This is a genomic window from Pseudomonas sp. PAGU 2196, assembly GCF_022179005.1.
Classification (GTDB): Bacteria; Pseudomonadota; Gammaproteobacteria; order Pseudomonadales; family Pseudomonadaceae; genus Aquipseudomonas; species Aquipseudomonas kermanshahensis.
Genome location: NZ_BNTL01000002.1, coordinates 348541 through 361964, shown reverse-complemented (window position 1 = coordinate 361964; position 13424 = coordinate 348541). Strand labels below are relative to the sequence as shown.

14 protein-coding genes are annotated in these 13424 nt (G+C 63.7%); 8 read left to right on the top strand and 6 right to left on the bottom strand.

Annotated elements, in window-relative coordinates; genetic code table 11:
* Positions 1–112 precede the first annotated feature (112 nt).
* From MFF34_RS03110 to MFF34_RS03085, 6 genes are read left to right on the top strand one after another with little or no spacing between them, the layout of a single operon-like run.
* Positions 113–316, top strand: a complete 204-nt coding sequence (locus MFF34_RS03110; protein ID WP_033693895.1) for a lipoprotein — start codon at positions 113–115, stop codon at positions 314–316.
* Positions 317–325: 9 nt separating this feature from the next.
* The gene (gene lysA, locus MFF34_RS03105; protein ID WP_027592209.1) at positions 326–1573 is read left to right on the top strand and encodes a diaminopimelate decarboxylase; all 1248 of its coding nucleotides are present in this window, start codon (positions 326–328) and stop codon (positions 1571–1573) included.
* Positions 1574–1577: 4 nt separating this feature from the next.
* The gene (dapF, locus tag MFF34_RS03100; RefSeq protein ID WP_027592208.1) at positions 1578–2408 is read left to right on the top strand and encodes a diaminopimelate epimerase; all 831 of its coding nucleotides are present in this window, start codon (positions 1578–1580) and stop codon (positions 2406–2408) included.
* A 13-nt stretch (positions 2409–2421) separates the two neighbouring features.
* Complete coding sequence (locus MFF34_RS03095) at positions 2422–3132, top strand: DUF484 family protein (RefSeq protein ID WP_099430767.1); 711 nt, start codon at positions 2422–2424, stop codon at positions 3130–3132.
* A complete protein-coding gene (gene xerC / locus MFF34_RS03090; protein ID WP_238210173.1) occupies positions 3132–4031 on the top strand; it encodes a tyrosine recombinase XerC in 900 nt (299 codons plus the stop codon). Before MFF34_RS03095 ends, xerC begins: the two co-directional genes overlap by 1 nt.
* The gene (locus MFF34_RS03085) at positions 4028–4723 is read left to right on the top strand and encodes an HAD family hydrolase (RefSeq protein ID WP_085272188.1); all 696 of its coding nucleotides are present in this window, start codon (positions 4028–4030) and stop codon (positions 4721–4723) included. The genes xerC and MFF34_RS03085 overlap by 4 nt, the downstream gene beginning before the upstream one ends.
* A gap of 94 nt (positions 4724–4817) precedes the next feature.
* On the opposite strand, the gene sutA is transcribed toward MFF34_RS03085, so the two are convergent.
* From sutA to glnK, 3 genes are all read right to left on the bottom strand, one after another.
* Positions 4818–5144: a transcriptional regulator SutA gene (gene sutA, locus MFF34_RS03080; RefSeq protein ID WP_099430769.1), complete on the bottom strand. Its 327-nt coding sequence runs from the start codon at positions 5142–5144 to the stop codon at positions 4818–4820.
* Positions 5145–5575: 431 nt separating this feature from the next.
* Positions 5576–6907, bottom strand: coding sequence for an ammonium transporter (locus MFF34_RS03075; protein ID WP_027592203.1), 1332 nt, complete (start codon positions 6905–6907; stop codon positions 5576–5578).
* Positions 6908–6954: 47 nt separating this feature from the next.
* Positions 6955–7293, bottom strand: a complete 339-nt coding sequence (gene glnK / locus MFF34_RS03070; protein ID WP_002555808.1) for a P-II family nitrogen regulator — start codon at positions 7291–7293, stop codon at positions 6955–6957.
* A 385-nt stretch (positions 7294–7678) separates the two neighbouring features.
* Between glnK and MFF34_RS03065 the strand changes: the two genes are divergently transcribed.
* Complete coding sequence (locus MFF34_RS03065; protein ID WP_027592202.1) at positions 7679–7939, top strand: accessory factor UbiK family protein; 261 nt, start codon at positions 7679–7681, stop codon at positions 7937–7939.
* A 3-nt stretch (positions 7940–7942) separates the two neighbouring features.
* On the opposite strand, the gene MFF34_RS03060 is transcribed toward MFF34_RS03065, so the two are convergent.
* Positions 7943–9970 (bottom strand): DUF4034 domain-containing protein, encoded by a 2028-nt coding sequence (locus MFF34_RS03060; protein WP_238210171.1) that lies wholly within the window; start codon positions 9968–9970, stop codon positions 7943–7945.
* Positions 9971–10226: 256 nt separating this feature from the next.
* Between MFF34_RS03060 and MFF34_RS03055 the strand changes: the two genes are divergently transcribed.
* A complete protein-coding gene (locus MFF34_RS03055; RefSeq protein ID WP_027592198.1) occupies positions 10227–11714 on the top strand; it encodes a YifB family Mg chelatase-like AAA ATPase in 1488 nt (495 codons plus the stop codon).
* Between the two features lie 101 nt (positions 11715–11815).
* On the opposite strand, the gene MFF34_RS03050 is transcribed toward MFF34_RS03055, so the two are convergent.
* Both MFF34_RS03050 and MFF34_RS03045 read right to left on the bottom strand, forming a co-directional pair.
* The gene (locus MFF34_RS03050) at positions 11816–12169 is read right to left on the bottom strand and encodes a response regulator transcription factor (RefSeq protein ID WP_027592197.1); all 354 of its coding nucleotides are present in this window, start codon (positions 12167–12169) and stop codon (positions 11816–11818) included.
* A 29-nt stretch (positions 12170–12198) separates the two neighbouring features.
* Positions 12199–13191: a response regulator gene (locus MFF34_RS03045; protein WP_238210169.1), complete on the bottom strand. Its 993-nt coding sequence runs from the start codon at positions 13189–13191 to the stop codon at positions 12199–12201.
* Between the last annotated feature and the right edge of the window lie 233 nt (positions 13192–13424).

Here is a 13424-nt window from a genome sequence, read left to right as displayed (position 1 = left end):
CCATTGCAGGCGGCAAGAATAGCCCGCCCGGCGGACCGGCTCTTGCATAGGCAATCCGCCGGTCGCTCGGTATACTCGGGCGCAATACTGCATATTTCAAAGGATTTCACCCATGAAGCGCCTGATTTCCTCGCTCGCGGCGCTGGTCGCGGTTGCCTGCCTCGTTTCGGCCTGCGGTCAGAAGGGCCCCCTGTACCTGCCGGAAGACGGCAAGGACGGCAAGGGCAGCCAGAAGTCGCATCAGCACAAGCACGCTCCGGCGGTACAGCCGCAAGAAGAGCAGCCTATCCAGCCCGAGCAAACGCCAGAGCAGTAAGGAAATCAGATGAACGCTTTCAATTACCGCGACGGTGAACTGTTCGCGGAAGGTGTAGCCCTGTCGGCCATCGCCGAACGTTTCGGCACCCCGACCTACGTGTACTCGCGCGCCCACATCGAAGCCCAGTACCGCAGCTATACAGACGCGCTGCAAGGCGTCGAACACCTGGTGTGCTTTGCAGTCAAGGCCAACTCCAACCTCGGTGTGCTGAACGTGCTGGCCCGTATGGGCGCAGGCTTCGACATCGTTTCCGGCGGTGAGCTGGAGCGTGTACTGGCCGCTGGCGGCCGTGCTGATCGTGTGGTGTTCTCCGGTGTCGGCAAGACCCGCGAAGACATGCGCCGCGCGCTGGAAGTTGGCGTGCACTGCTTCAACGTCGAATCCACCGACGAGCTTGAGCGCCTGCAAGTGGTGGCCGCCGAGATGGGCAAGGTTGCCCCGGTCTCGCTGCGGGTCAACCCGGACGTCGACGCCGGCACCCACCCGTACATCTCCACCGGCCTCAAAGAAAACAAATTCGGCATCGCCATCGCCGACGCCGAAGCCATCTACGTGCGTGCCGCCCAACTGCCGAACCTGGACGTGGTCGGTGTCGACTGCCACATCGGTTCGCAGTTGACCACCGTCGAGCCGTTCCTCGATGCCCTCGACCGCCTGCTGGACCTGGTCGACCGCCTGGCCGACTGCGGCATCCACCTGCGCCACCTTGACCTGGGTGGCGGCGTTGGCGTGCGCTACCGCGATGAAGAGCCGCCTTTGGTGGCCGACTACATCAAGGCCATCCGCGCGCGCGTCGGCGACCGCGACCTGGCCCTGGTCTTCGAGCCGGGCCGCTACATCGTGGCCAACGCCGGTGTCCTGCTGACCCGCGTCGAGTACCTCAAGCACACCGAACACAAAGACTTCGCCATCATCGATGCGGCGATGAACGACCTGATCCGACCGGCCCTGTACCAGGCCTGGATGGGCGTCAGCGCGGTCACCCCACGCGAAGGCCAAGGCCGCGCCTACGACCTGGTCGGGCCGATCTGCGAAACCGGCGACTTCATTGCCAAGGAGCGCGAGCTGAACCTGGCCGAAGGCGATCTGCTGGCTGTGCAGTCTGCCGGCGCCTATGGTTTTGTCATGAGCTCGAACTACAACACCCGTGGCCGTTGCGCCGAAATCCTGGTCGACGGTGACCAGGCGTTCGAAGTACGCCGCCGCGAAACCGTCGCCGAACTGTATGCTGGCGAAAGCCTGCTGCCGGAGTGAGCCCATGCTGCTGCGTTTCACCAAGATGCATGGGCTGGGCAACGACTTCATGGTCCTCGACCTGGTCAGCCAGCACGCACACATCCAGCCCAAGCATGCCAAGCAATGGGGCGACCGCCACACCGGCATCGGCTTCGACCAGCTGCTGATCGTCGAGGCACCGAACAATCCAGAAGTGGACTTCCGCTACCGGATCTTCAATGCCGACGGCTCCGAAGTCGAACAGTGCGGCAACGGTGCGCGCTGCTTTGCCCGCTTCGTGCTGGACAAGCGCCTGACCGCGAAAAAGCGCATCCGCGTCGAAACCAAGAGCGGCATCATCGAGCTGGACGTGCAGAACGACGGCCAGGTGAGTGTCGACATGGGCCCGCCGCGCCTGGTGCCGGCCGAAATCCCCTTTGTCGCCGACGAGCAGGCACTGAGTTACCCATTGGAAGTCGACGGCGAGGTTCACGCCATTGCCGCTGTGTCCATGGGCAACCCACATGCCGTGTTGCGCGTCGATGACGTGCATACCGCGCCTGTGCATGCCCTGGGCCCGAAGATCGAAAACCATCCGCGCTTCCCGCAGCGGGTCAACGCTGGCTTCATCCAGGTCATCGACCGTCACCGTGCCAACCTGCGGGTCTGGGAACGCGGTGCCGGCGAGACCCAGGCCTGCGGCACCGGCGCTTGCGCTGCGGCCGTGGCGGCTATCAGCCAAGGCTGGATGGACTCACCGGTGACCCTCGACTTACCGGGTGGCCGCCTGCACATCGAATGGGCCGGCCCCGGCAAGCCCGTGTTGATGACCGGCCCGGCCGTACGCGTCTACGAAGGACAGGTTCGTCTCTAAGCGAGTAACCGCCATGACCGATCAGCCCAAGGTTGTACCCCAGCAGTCCACCGAGCTCGATGCCGAGGCGGTGGTCGCGTACCTGCGCGCCCACCCGACCTTCTTCGCCGAGCACGACGAGCTGCTGGTCGAGCAGCGCATCCCCCACCAGCGTGGCGACAGCGTGTCGCTGGTGGAGCGCCAGCTCAAGCTGCTGCGCGACCGCAACATCGAGATGCGCCATCGCCTGTCGCAATTGATGGACGTGGCGCGAGACAACGACCGGCTGTTCGACAAGACCCGCCGGCTGATCCTCGACCTGCTCGATGCTGGCAGCCTGGAAGAAGTGGTGATGGCGGTCGAAGACAGCCTGCGCCAGGAGTTCCAGGTGCCCTTCGTCAGCCTGATCCTGTTCGGCGATAACGTCGCGCCAGTGGGCCGCTGGGTCAGCAACGCCGAGGCGCACCAAGCCATCGGCGGCCTGCTGGGGGGCGGCAAAACGGTCAGCGGCAACCTGCGCGACCATGAGCTGGCGTTCCTGTTCGGTGAAGATCAGCGCCTCGAAGTCGGCTCCAGCGCCGTTGCCGCCCTTGAATACCAAGGGCTGCACGGCGTGCTGGCGATTGGCAGCCGCGACCCGCAACACTACAAGAGCAGCGTCGGCACCCTGTTCCTCGGCTACATTGCCGAAGTGCTGGGCCGTGTCGTGCCGCGCGTTACCCAGACCCTGCGTCCGGTGCGCTGATGGAACGCCAGCTGGAGGCTTATTGCGCACACCTGCGCAATGAGCGCCAGGTGTCCGAGCACACCCTGCTGGCCTACCGCCGTGACCTCGACAAGGTCATTGCCTACTGCAACGATCAGGGCATCGCCGGCTGGCAAACGCTGCAAATCCAGCAGCTACGCCAGTTGATCGCCCGCCAGCACCACCAAGGCCAATCCTCGCGCAGCCTGGCGCGTCTGCTGTCGGCCGTGCGCGGCTTGTACCGATACCTGAACCGTGAAGGGCTGTGCCAGCACGACCCGGCCAGCGGCCTGTCTGCGCCCAAGGGCGAGCGCCGCCTGCCCAAGACGCTGGATACCGACCGCGCCCTGCAACTGCTCGACGGCGGCGTCGACGACGACTTCATTGCCCGACGTGACCAGGCCATCCTCGAACTGTTCTATTCGTCAGGCCTGCGCCTGTCCGAACTGGCTGGCCTCGACCTCGAATACCTCGACCTTGCCGGCGGGCTGGTGCAGGTGCTGGGCAAGGGTGGCAAGGCGCGCGTACTGCCTGTCGGCCGTAAAGCCCGCGAGGCCCTGCAAGCGTGGTTGCGCCTGCGCGGCATCGGCGGCCCACGCGACAGCGCCGTGTTCATCACACGTCAGGGCAATCGCCTGAGCCCACGGGCCATCCAGATGCGGGTCAAGGTCGCCGGCGAGCGCGAGCTGGGCCAGCACCTGCACCCGCACATGCTTCGCCATTCTTTCGCCAGCCATCTGCTGGAATCGTCCCAGGACCTGCGTGCGGTGCAAGAGATGCTCGGCCATGCCGACATCAGCACTACGCAAATCTACACCCACCTGGACTTCCAGCACCTGGCCGCGGTGTACGACAGCGCCCACCCTCGGGCCAAACGCAGCAAAGGCACAGACTCATGAGCATCAAGCTGATCACCTTCGACCTCGATGACACCCTGTGGGACACCGCGCCGGTGATTGCCAGCGCTGAAGTGGTCCTGCGCGACTGGCTCGAAGCCAACGCGCCGATCCTCGGCGGCGTACCGGTCGAACACCTGTTCGCCATTCGCGAGCGCCTGGTGCAGGCCGAGCCCGGCCTCAAGCACCGTATCAGCGCCCTGCGCCGGCGGGTGCTGTTCCATGCCCTGGAAGAAGTCGGCTACAGCGAAAAGCACGCGCAGGCGCTGGCCAACGAAGGCTTTGAAGTGTTCCTGCATGCACGCCACCAGGTAGAAATCTTCCCTGAGGTGCAGCCGGTGCTGGAAATCCTGCGCCACCAGTACACCCTGGGGGTGGTCACCAACGGCAACGCCGATGTGAGCCGCCTGGGCTTGGCGGACTACTTCCGCTTTGCCCTGTGCGCCGAGGACCTGGGCATCGGCAAACCGGACCCGGCACCGTTTCTGGAGGCGCTGAAACGTGGCGAGGTCGAGGCCAGCGCGGCGGTGCATGTGGGTGACCACCCCGGCGATGACATCGCCGGTGCCCAACGGGCCGGGCTGCGGGCCGTGTGGTTCAACCCACAAGGCAAGGCCTGGGCCGGTGAGCGGGCACCCGATGCCGAGATCCAGCGGCTTTCGCAACTGCCTGAGGTAATGGCGCGCTGGCGCTGAAAGCACGGCCCCCGTAAGGTCCCTTGTAGGAGCGGCCTAGCAGACACGCACAAAAAAGCCCGCAGCGACGGCGGGCTTTTTTGTGGGCGACCACTCAGATAGGGCGGCTGCCGTATTTGTTGTCCGGCTTCTTGGGCGGATCGGCGACCACGTTGGCCTCCACTTCCTGCACCTTGCCACCGCGCGAAAGGAACTCTTCCATCGCTTTGGCCAAGGCATCGCGCTCCTTCTGCTTGGCTTCCATGCTCGGCATCTCGTCTACCGAGACAGCGGCCTTGGACTTGCCTTTGGCAGTGGGCGCAGGGCTATCGTCTTCGCCAGCGTCTTCCGCAACGTCGTCAGCCGCTGCTTCGAGACCCTCATCAGCCTCATCTTCGTCGCCTACTTCGAGGTCGTCGTTTTCCAGATCATCGTCGCTCATGTTCTACCTCATGACTTGCGAAAAGCAGGTTGGTTATAGACCAGTGCAGCCGTAGACCGGCAGCCACCAGTGAAAATTCAACTGGCCGTGGGTTGGCCACTGCCTTGGGCAACCACCTCCTGATGGGAGGGTCGTACCCTGCAGGCCCTGCTCCTGGCAGGACCTGACAAAATCCTTGAGCCACCTGCTGGCCACGCGCTAATGGCAAGCCTAGCAAAGGCTGGGGAAGCGTGCGGACTGCATGTCAAACACCCTTCGGCGCGCATTCTAGCGCGCCCGTGGAAAAAGCAAAGCTCCATAAACGCTCGGCATCTTGTAAGTTTTCTGCCTACGTCGCGAACGTGACGGATAAACCGTTTGCCGTGCGGGAAATGGCAAAAATCAGACGAAAAAATGCCCGGCGAACCGGGCAAGTTTTTACCGCGTCGCAGTTACAGGTTGTAGCCGCGTTCGTTGTGCTGAGCCAGGTCGAGGCCGACCGACTCTTCTTCTTCGTTGACCCGCAGGCCCATCACCAGGTCCAGCACCTTGAGGATCACGTAGGTGACGATGGCGGTGTAGACCACGGTGAAAATCACGCCTTTGGCCTGGATCCAGACCTGCATGCCGATATCGGTGACCGTGCCGAAGCCGCCCAAGGCCGGTGCGGCGAACACACCGGTAAGGATGGCGCCGACGATACCGCCGATACCGTGTACGCCGAAGGCATCCAGCGAATCGTCATAGCCCAGCTTGCGCTTCAAGCTAGTGGCGCAGAAGTAGCAGATCACACCCGAAGCCAGGCCGATCACCAGGGCGCCCATCGGGCCCACGGTGCCTGCGGCAGGCGTGATTGCGACCAGGCCGGCGACCACACCCGAGGCGATGCCCAGGGCGCTCGGCTTGCCGTGGCCAAGCCACTCGGCAAACATCCAGCCCAAGGCTGCGGCGGCGGTGGCGATCTGGGTCACCAGCATCGCCATGCCGGCCGTGCCGTTGGCGGCGGCGGCAGAACCTGCGTTGAAGCCGAACCAGCCGATCCACAGCATCGCTGCGCCCATCAGGGTGTAGCCCAGGTTGTGCGGGGCCATCGGCGTGGTCGGGTAGCCTTTGCGCTTGCCCAGCACCAGGCAGCACACCAGGCCAGCGATACCTGCGTTGATGTGCACCACGGTGCCGCCGGCGAAGTCCAGCACGCCCCAGTCCCACATCAGCGCGCCATCACCGCTCCACACCATGTGCGCGATCGGTGCGTACACCAGGGTGAACCAGATGCCCATGAACACCAGCATCGCGGAGAACTTCATGCGTTCGGCGAAGGCACCAACGATCAGCGCCGGGGTGATGATGGCGAAGGTCATCTGGAAGGTGATGAACACCGCCTCAGGGAACAATGCGGTGGCCGAAGTCAGGCTGTCGGGCGTGACGCCGCTGAGAAACGCCTTGGAGAAGCCACCGACGAAGGAATTGAAGTTGAGCACGCCCTTTTCCATACCGCTGGTATCGAAGGCCATGCTGTAGCCGTAGACGACCCAGAGAATGCTCATCAAACCGGTGATCGCGAAGCACTGCATCATCACCGAAAGTACGTTCTTGGAACGCACCATGCCGCCATAGAACAGGGCCAGGCCCGGGATGGTCATGAACAGCACCAGCGCCGTAGCGGTCAACATCCAGGCGGTGTCGCCGGAGTTCAGCGCTGGGGCAGCTTCCTCTGCCAGGGCGAGCCCGGGCATTACGAGGGACAATAGGGCTCCTAGCCCTGCGATCTTACGCAGAGTCATGTTGTTTTCTCCTGGGGCGTTGGGTTTGGTGAGGCTTTTTTTGTTACTTAGATCGCGTCGGTATCGGTTTCGCCGGTACGGATGCGGATCGCCTGCTCCAGATTCACCACGAAGATCTTGCCGTCACCGATCTTGCCGGTGTTGGCTGCCTTGGTGATGGCTTCGATTACCCGATCAAGGTCCTTGTCGTCGATGGCGACGTCGATCTTCACCTTGGGCAGGAAGTCGACCACGTATTCAGCACCGCGATACAACTCGGTGTGGCCCTTCTGCCGACCGAAGCCTTTGACTTCAGTGACGGTGATGCCCTGCACGCCGATTTCCGACAGTGACTCGCGCACGTCGTCCAGCTTGAACGGCTTGATGATGGCTGTGACTAGCTTCATGAAACTCTCTCCCGATTTGGTGGACTTGCCCCAGGAAAACAAACCCGTCTCAAGTCTAAGCGCAGCGGTTGGCTTTGTAACGCGTCGTCGGCATCCGGCTCCGCGTGCGCACTGCCTGGTCACAAGGAACTGCATCAGTGCATGGCTCGTACAGGTCACTGCAGAAACCTTGCCAGTTCCACTAAAACGCCGGAAAACAGCGAGTTGCACGAAATAGTCGGGATTGGCCAGTCGCCAGCATCGAAAAGATGCACGATTTCGGTGCGCGCCGGCTTGGCCCACTGCGCGAAAAATGTGCAGTGCACACTGCTTGCTCACTGGCCAAACCGCGTTTTGCTGCGTGTTACACTGCGGGCCATTTTTCAGTTTCAGTGGACAGCCGAACATGCTCGCGCCCAAAGCCCTTCTCGATGCCCTGAGCGACCAGGCCTCACGCCTGTTCAGCAGCGATACCGCCCAGCCCCGCGCCGAACTGGAAAGCCAGTTCAAAGTGCTGATGCAGGGTGCCTTCAGCAAGCTGGACCTGGTCAGCCGCGACGAATTCGACAGCCAGATGGTCGTGCTGGCCCGTACCCGCGCGCGCCTGGAGGCCCTGGAGAAGCAGGTCGCAGAGCTGGAAGCGCGGATGGCGCCGACCAGCGAATAAGGCTCAGGCGGAGGCCTGCAATCGATCCTCGCGCCGATTACCTGGTTTCGGCGGTAACTCGCTGGCGTGCAGTGTGCCGCGGAACAGCGTCGCGCCGCACAAGGTGAACAGCGTCTTCACCCGGTTGTGCGAGTTAAGTATCTCGGCCTGGATATGCTCGATGTCGTTATCAGCCGGCTGCAATGCGACCGCGCGGTTGATCCACTCGATGGCGGCGAAACGGCTTTGCTTGCGCGTGCCCTGCCCTTGCATCCAGGCCAGCCCTAGTTCAGCACTGGCGCGAGCGGCAATACTGGCGTCCGGGTGCTCGACCAGCGCCTGCAAGTAGTCGACGGCTTCGGCCTGTTCCTGCGGTTCGCCGAACTGACGCAGCAGAATACCCAGCTGCAGACGCGCACTGGCAGCGGTCTGCAAATCGCCCAACGCATCGTTCAACAATCGCCTGACGGCCAGCATGGCACTGCGCTCATTCAAGGCTTCTGCGCTTTGCATGCGACGGCAGGCCAAGGTGTATTTCGCCTGCTTGCAACCGGTCTCTACCGCGCGCAACAACCAATAGTCGGCAGCGCTCGCGTCCAGGTACTGCGCGGGGGTGTTGGGCAGCGCGCCTCGGTGCAGGTCATGAAGGCCAAGGGCAGCCTCTGGCAGGTTCAGCTCGGCACAGCGTTCATAAAGGTAGAACGCCGCCTCGTGCTGGTTGGCAGCCCAGAGCAGGCGTGGCACTTCAAGCACGTCCAAACCCGGCCCTTGGCGGCCACATTGGCGCTTTACCGCAGCCAGCGACCACACACGTGCCTGCTCGTTCGAGCATTGAAAACCCCACAGCCCAAACGCATGCCCAACCGCCCGCAACGCACAGGCGGCGGGGTGCGAGCGGCTCGCGCAGAGCTGCTCGACCGCGATACGAAAGGCCTGCTGGTCATCCTTCACTGCGTGGAACAGCATGACGCAGACAAAACTACGAAAGGGCTGGCCGATGCCCGGGACGAACCCAAGGTCAGGGTAAAGATTCACACTGGCGGCAAAATCGCGCAGGGCGCCGGCGTAATCCTGCTGAGCACAACCGCGCAAAGCACCACGCCAGGCCAGCAAGGTAGCGCGCTCCCTGGGCCTCAGTGCTCGCAGCGACCACGCCTTGAAGACCTGCAGCCACACAGCGATCGACTGCGACTGGCCAGCATGCGGCAGTTCGAGCTGGTCCTCGATAGCCAACCAGCGAAGTGCATTGCGTTGTTCCTCGCGCCAACGCTCACACAGCGGCCCACTGGCCAGGGCGTCGATCGCGGCGTCACTGCCTCCCCAGCAGGGCAACAGGTAGGTTGCATAAGCCTGAATCGCTTCGAAACAGCCGGGGAATGCGCCAAGTGCTTGATGCAGCCAATAGTGCTGGGCGTTTTCTCGCCCCTGCTCGGCCCGTTCGCCCAGGCACGCCGGTAAGGCCTGTGGCAGTTCGGCCAGGGGTAGCAGGCCGTATTTCACCAGCAGCGGCGCTGCAGCCTCTTGCACCTCCACGTCGGCCTCAGTGCAGGGGCTGAAGCGCACCGGCTGGCCGTCGAACAGGCCCAGCAACCAGCCTGGCTCAGCGAAATGCGCGCTGATCTTCAGCATGCCGATCGCCGCTGCCACGGGCTGGCTCGAGCGCTCCATGGCACGCAGCAGGTGCGCCGCGCCAATCTCGCAAACCTGCTCCGCCGCCAGCCGACGCTCGGCGCTGATGGGCTGGGTGTTGGCAGACTCGCGGATATGGCAGGCCCGGCTGAAACAATGAAAACCCATCACCACCTGAGGGTGATAGGCCTTGGGGCAGGCATCGATCCAGGCCTTGAGGATCTGCGTCAGGGCCTTGTCGCCCTGGCTGTCCCAATCGACCAGCATGTGCCCTTCGACGGCCTCCAGGTAGGCCGGAAACTCGCCGGGCGGCGACTGCCGCCAGCGCACTTCGAGGATGTCGAAGAAGCGGTTGAGTTCAACGAATGCACTGGCCTGCACCAGTTCACGGATTGCCTGGCGAGTGCGAGTGAGCGTTTGCACGGGGCAATACCTCAAGTCCATTTGTAGGAAGTTGTGTTGCCATCCCATGGCAATCACAGTAGCCCTTCAACACTAAGCCATACCCTGGATCTGCGCAAAAATAATTGGATCCATTTGTGTCGGATTCTAAGAAAACCCAGGGGAAATACCTGACCTGAAAAACCAGGACGCACACTTATTGCGCTGATCCTGGCTGCCGCCGCTAAGCTTGCCCAAGCCGCAGGAAGCGGCCCCATTCCGCGACAATGGAGCGTCCATGTCACTTGCTCTCGTCCACAGCCGCGCCCAGGTCGGCGTGCAGGCACCGGCGGTCAGCGTCGAAACCCACCTGGCCAACGGCCTTCCCCACCTGACCCTGGTCGGCCTGCCCGAAACCACGGTCAAGGAAAGCAAAGACCGGGTCCGCAGTGCCATCGTCAATTCCAGCTTGGATTACCCAGCCAGGCGTATCACGCAAAACCTGGCGCCTGCCGACCTGCCCAAGGATGGCGGGCGTTATGACTTGGCCATTGCCTTGGGCATCCTCGCCGCGAGTGGGCAGGTGCCGGTGGCCACCCTCTGCGACATCGAATGCCTTGGCGAACTGGCGCTGTCCGGCCAGTTGCGCCCCGTGCAGGGCGTTCTACCGGCGGCGCTGGCGGCACGGGAAGCAGGCCGGGCGTTGGTGGTCCCGCGGGAGAACGCCGAGGAAGCAAGCCTGGCAGGCGGACTGGTGGTGTATGCCGTCGGGCACCTGCTGGAGCTGGTCGCCCACCTGAACGGCCAAGTGCCCTTGCCGCCGTATGCCGCCAATGGCCTGGTCTTGAACAGCCGGCCCTACCCCGACCTCAGCGAGGTACAGGGCCAAATCGCGGCCAAGCGCGCCTTGCTGCTGGCGGCCGCCGGGGCCCATAACCTGCTGTTTACCGGCCCGCCTGGTACCGGCAAGACCTTGCTTGCCAGCCGCCTGCCAGGGCTGTTGCCGCCACTGGACGAGCGCGAAGCGCTGGAGGTGGCAGCCATTCAGTCAGTCAGCGGCCATGCGCCGTTGAACAGCTGGCCGCAACGCCCGTTCCGCCACCCGCACCACTCAGCCTCGGGCCCTGCGCTGGTGGGCGGTAGCAGTCGGCCGCAACCCGGCGAGATCACCTTGGCTCACCATGGTGTGCTGTTTCTCGATGAACTGCCCGAATTTGAGCGGCGTGTGCTGGAGGTATTGCGCGAGCCGCTCGAGTCCGGCGAGATCGTGATTGCAAGGGCCCGGGACAAGGTACGTTTCCCTGCGCGGTTCCAGTTGGTGGCCGCGATGAACCCCTGCCCTTGTGGCTATCTGGGCGACCCTACCGGCCGCTGCCGCTGCAGCACCGAGCAGATCCAGCGCTATCGCAACAAACTGTCGGGCCCACTGCTGGACCGCATCGACCTGCACCTGACCGTGGCGCGTGAAACCACCACCCTCAACAACCAACCCAGCGGCGAGACCAGCGCCGCTGTCGCCGAACGGGTTGCAGAAGCACGCGAGCTGCAGCAACGCCGGCAAGGGTGCGCAAATGCCTTTCTCGACCTCAACGGCTTGCGCCGCCATTGCCCGCTGGAGGCGGCGGACCAAGCCTGGCTGGAGACAGCCTGTGAGCGGTTGACCCTGTCGTTGCGCGCGGCACATCGGCTGCTGAAAGTGGCACGCACGCTGGCGGATCTGGAAGGTGTGGCGTCGATTACCAGGGCGCACCTGGCCGAGGCGCTGCAGTATCGGCCGGGGAGTTGATTTGGATCCGCGATTTTGGGGCCGCTTTGCGGCCCATCGCGACGCAAGGCCGCTCCTACAAGTACAGCGCCCGCCTCCGCCCGGGGGGAGTCTGTGCGGCGCTATCGGTCGGCCAACGCCGCCTCTACCGCCGCCAGCAACGCCTCTTCAGAAAACGGCTTGCCCAGGCACGCCACCGCCCCATGGCGCTGCGCAGCCTTCAGCGCCATGTCATCCCAATGCGCCGACATACAGACGACCGGCAGCCGCCAGCCCCTGCGCGCCAGCTCACGCAGTACGTCTAGCCCGGAAAGCCCAGGCATCTTCAAGTCCAGCAACGCACACCCGGCCTCGCGCGCCAGCGTCGAGGCCAAGAACTCTTCGCCCGAACCAAACAGCAACGCGCCGAAGCCTGTCGCTCGCAGCAGGTTGGCCAGGCTTTTGCGCACAGACGCATCATCGTCGACGATGCACACCCACGCCCTGTCGCGTTCAACCTCGGGTTTCATGCGGCGCCCTGGCCCTCGGCACGGGCCTCGAGCACGTTGTGCATGGCGACCAGTTCGACCAGCGAGCGGGACTGCATCTTGTTCATGATGTTCTTCTTGTGCACCTTGGTCGTCACCTCGCTGGTGCCAATCTCTTTGGCAATCTGTTTGTGCGACAACCCGCCGACCACCAGCGCGAACACCTGCCGCTCACGTTGGGTCAGCCGCGCGTACTTTTCCCTGACTTGCCGTGTATGCCGCCACGCGCGCCCAGCCGTCAGCGCACGGGCACGCAGAGCCGTCAGCAGGGTCAGCAATTGCGCCTCATCAAAGGGCTTGGTCAGGAACTCCACAGCACCCGCACGCATCGCCTGAACGGTCATGGGAATAGTGCCGTGGCCGGTCATGAACACGATCGGCCAGGGCAGGTCGAGCCGACGCACCATCGCCTGCAGCTCCAAACCGCTGGCCTCAGGCAGGTTCATGTCCAGCAACAGGCAGGCATAAGGCGTGTCGGCATGCGCTTCCAGCAGCGCCTCAGCCGAGGCGTACAGGCGATGCACAATGTCGTGCGAGCGAAAGAGTCGCCCCAAGGCTTTAAGCACCGATGGGTCGTCATCCACCACCAGCACGGGCACCGCTGCGCAATCAGCCGCGGGCTCAGCCGTATCGAGGTCGAAGGCTAGCGAAGCGTTGCTCAAGGGTCTCGCCGGCAGGTCGAGGGCCACTTCAGCCGCCAGCCGATAGCCGCGGCGTGGCACGGTCTGGATCAGGCCGCGGTCACCGAAGGCCTTGCGCAACAAGGAGATCTGCACCTGCAGGTTGTTGTCTTCGACCACCGTGCCGGCCCACACCTGGCTGAACAGCTCGTCCTTGCCAACCACGCGGCCTTTGGCGCGGATCAATGTTGCCAGCACCTCGAAAGCGCGCCCGCCCAACACGATCGGCTTGCCGTCGAGAAAGGCTTCTCGTCGCTCCAGCGACACCTGGGCATTGCCAAATCGGATCATGGTCTTCTCGAGTCTCACGGGTCCGGGCGGTTGCGCAGCCCCGTGCAATCTAGGCCAGCGCCCGCATTCATACAATTATCCCGAGGGATAGGTTGGCCTTGGGACTATACAAGCGCCCGCCACGGCCAAGGGGACGATAACGGTCAAGATGGTTCCCGTTCCTGCCAAGCCGTCTGGCCCGGGCATGCGTGGGGGGATCGCTGCGTATACTCGCGCCCTTGGATGTGGTTAGC

Excerpts from the sequence above, each read along its gene's own strand:
- MFF34_RS03110 (WP_033693895.1), top strand. The coding sequence starts at position 113 with ATGAAGCGCCTGATTTCCTCGCTCGCGGCGCTGGTCGCGGTTGCCTGC.
- lysA (WP_027592209.1), top strand. The coding sequence starts at position 326 with ATGAACGCTTTCAATTACCGCGACGGTGAACTGTTCGCGGAAGGTGTA.
- dapF (WP_027592208.1), top strand. The coding sequence starts at position 1,578 with ATGCTGCTGCGTTTCACCAAGATGCATGGGCTGGGCAACGACTTCATG.
- MFF34_RS03095 (WP_099430767.1), top strand. The coding sequence starts at position 2,422 with ATGACCGATCAGCCCAAGGTTGTACCCCAGCAGTCCACCGAGCTCGAT.
- xerC (WP_238210173.1), top strand. The coding sequence starts at position 3,132 with ATGGAACGCCAGCTGGAGGCTTATTGCGCACACCTGCGCAATGAGCGC.
- MFF34_RS03085 (WP_085272188.1), top strand. The coding sequence starts at position 4,028 with ATGAGCATCAAGCTGATCACCTTCGACCTCGATGACACCCTGTGGGAC.
- sutA (WP_099430769.1), bottom strand. The coding sequence starts at position 5,144 with ATGAGCGACGATGATCTGGAAAACGACGACCTCGAAGTAGGCGACGAA.
- MFF34_RS03075 (WP_027592203.1), bottom strand. The coding sequence starts at position 6,907 with ATGACTCTGCGTAAGATCGCAGGGCTAGGAGCCCTATTGTCCCTCGTA.
- glnK (WP_002555808.1), bottom strand. The coding sequence starts at position 7,293 with ATGAAGCTAGTCACAGCCATCATCAAGCCGTTCAAGCTGGACGACGTG.
- MFF34_RS03065 (WP_027592202.1), top strand. The coding sequence starts at position 7,679 with ATGCTCGCGCCCAAAGCCCTTCTCGATGCCCTGAGCGACCAGGCCTCA.
- MFF34_RS03055 (WP_027592198.1), top strand. The coding sequence starts at position 10,227 with ATGTCACTTGCTCTCGTCCACAGCCGCGCCCAGGTCGGCGTGCAGGCA.
- MFF34_RS03045 (WP_238210169.1), bottom strand. The coding sequence starts at position 13,191 with ATGATCCGATTTGGCAATGCCCAGGTGTCGCTGGAGCGACGAGAAGCC.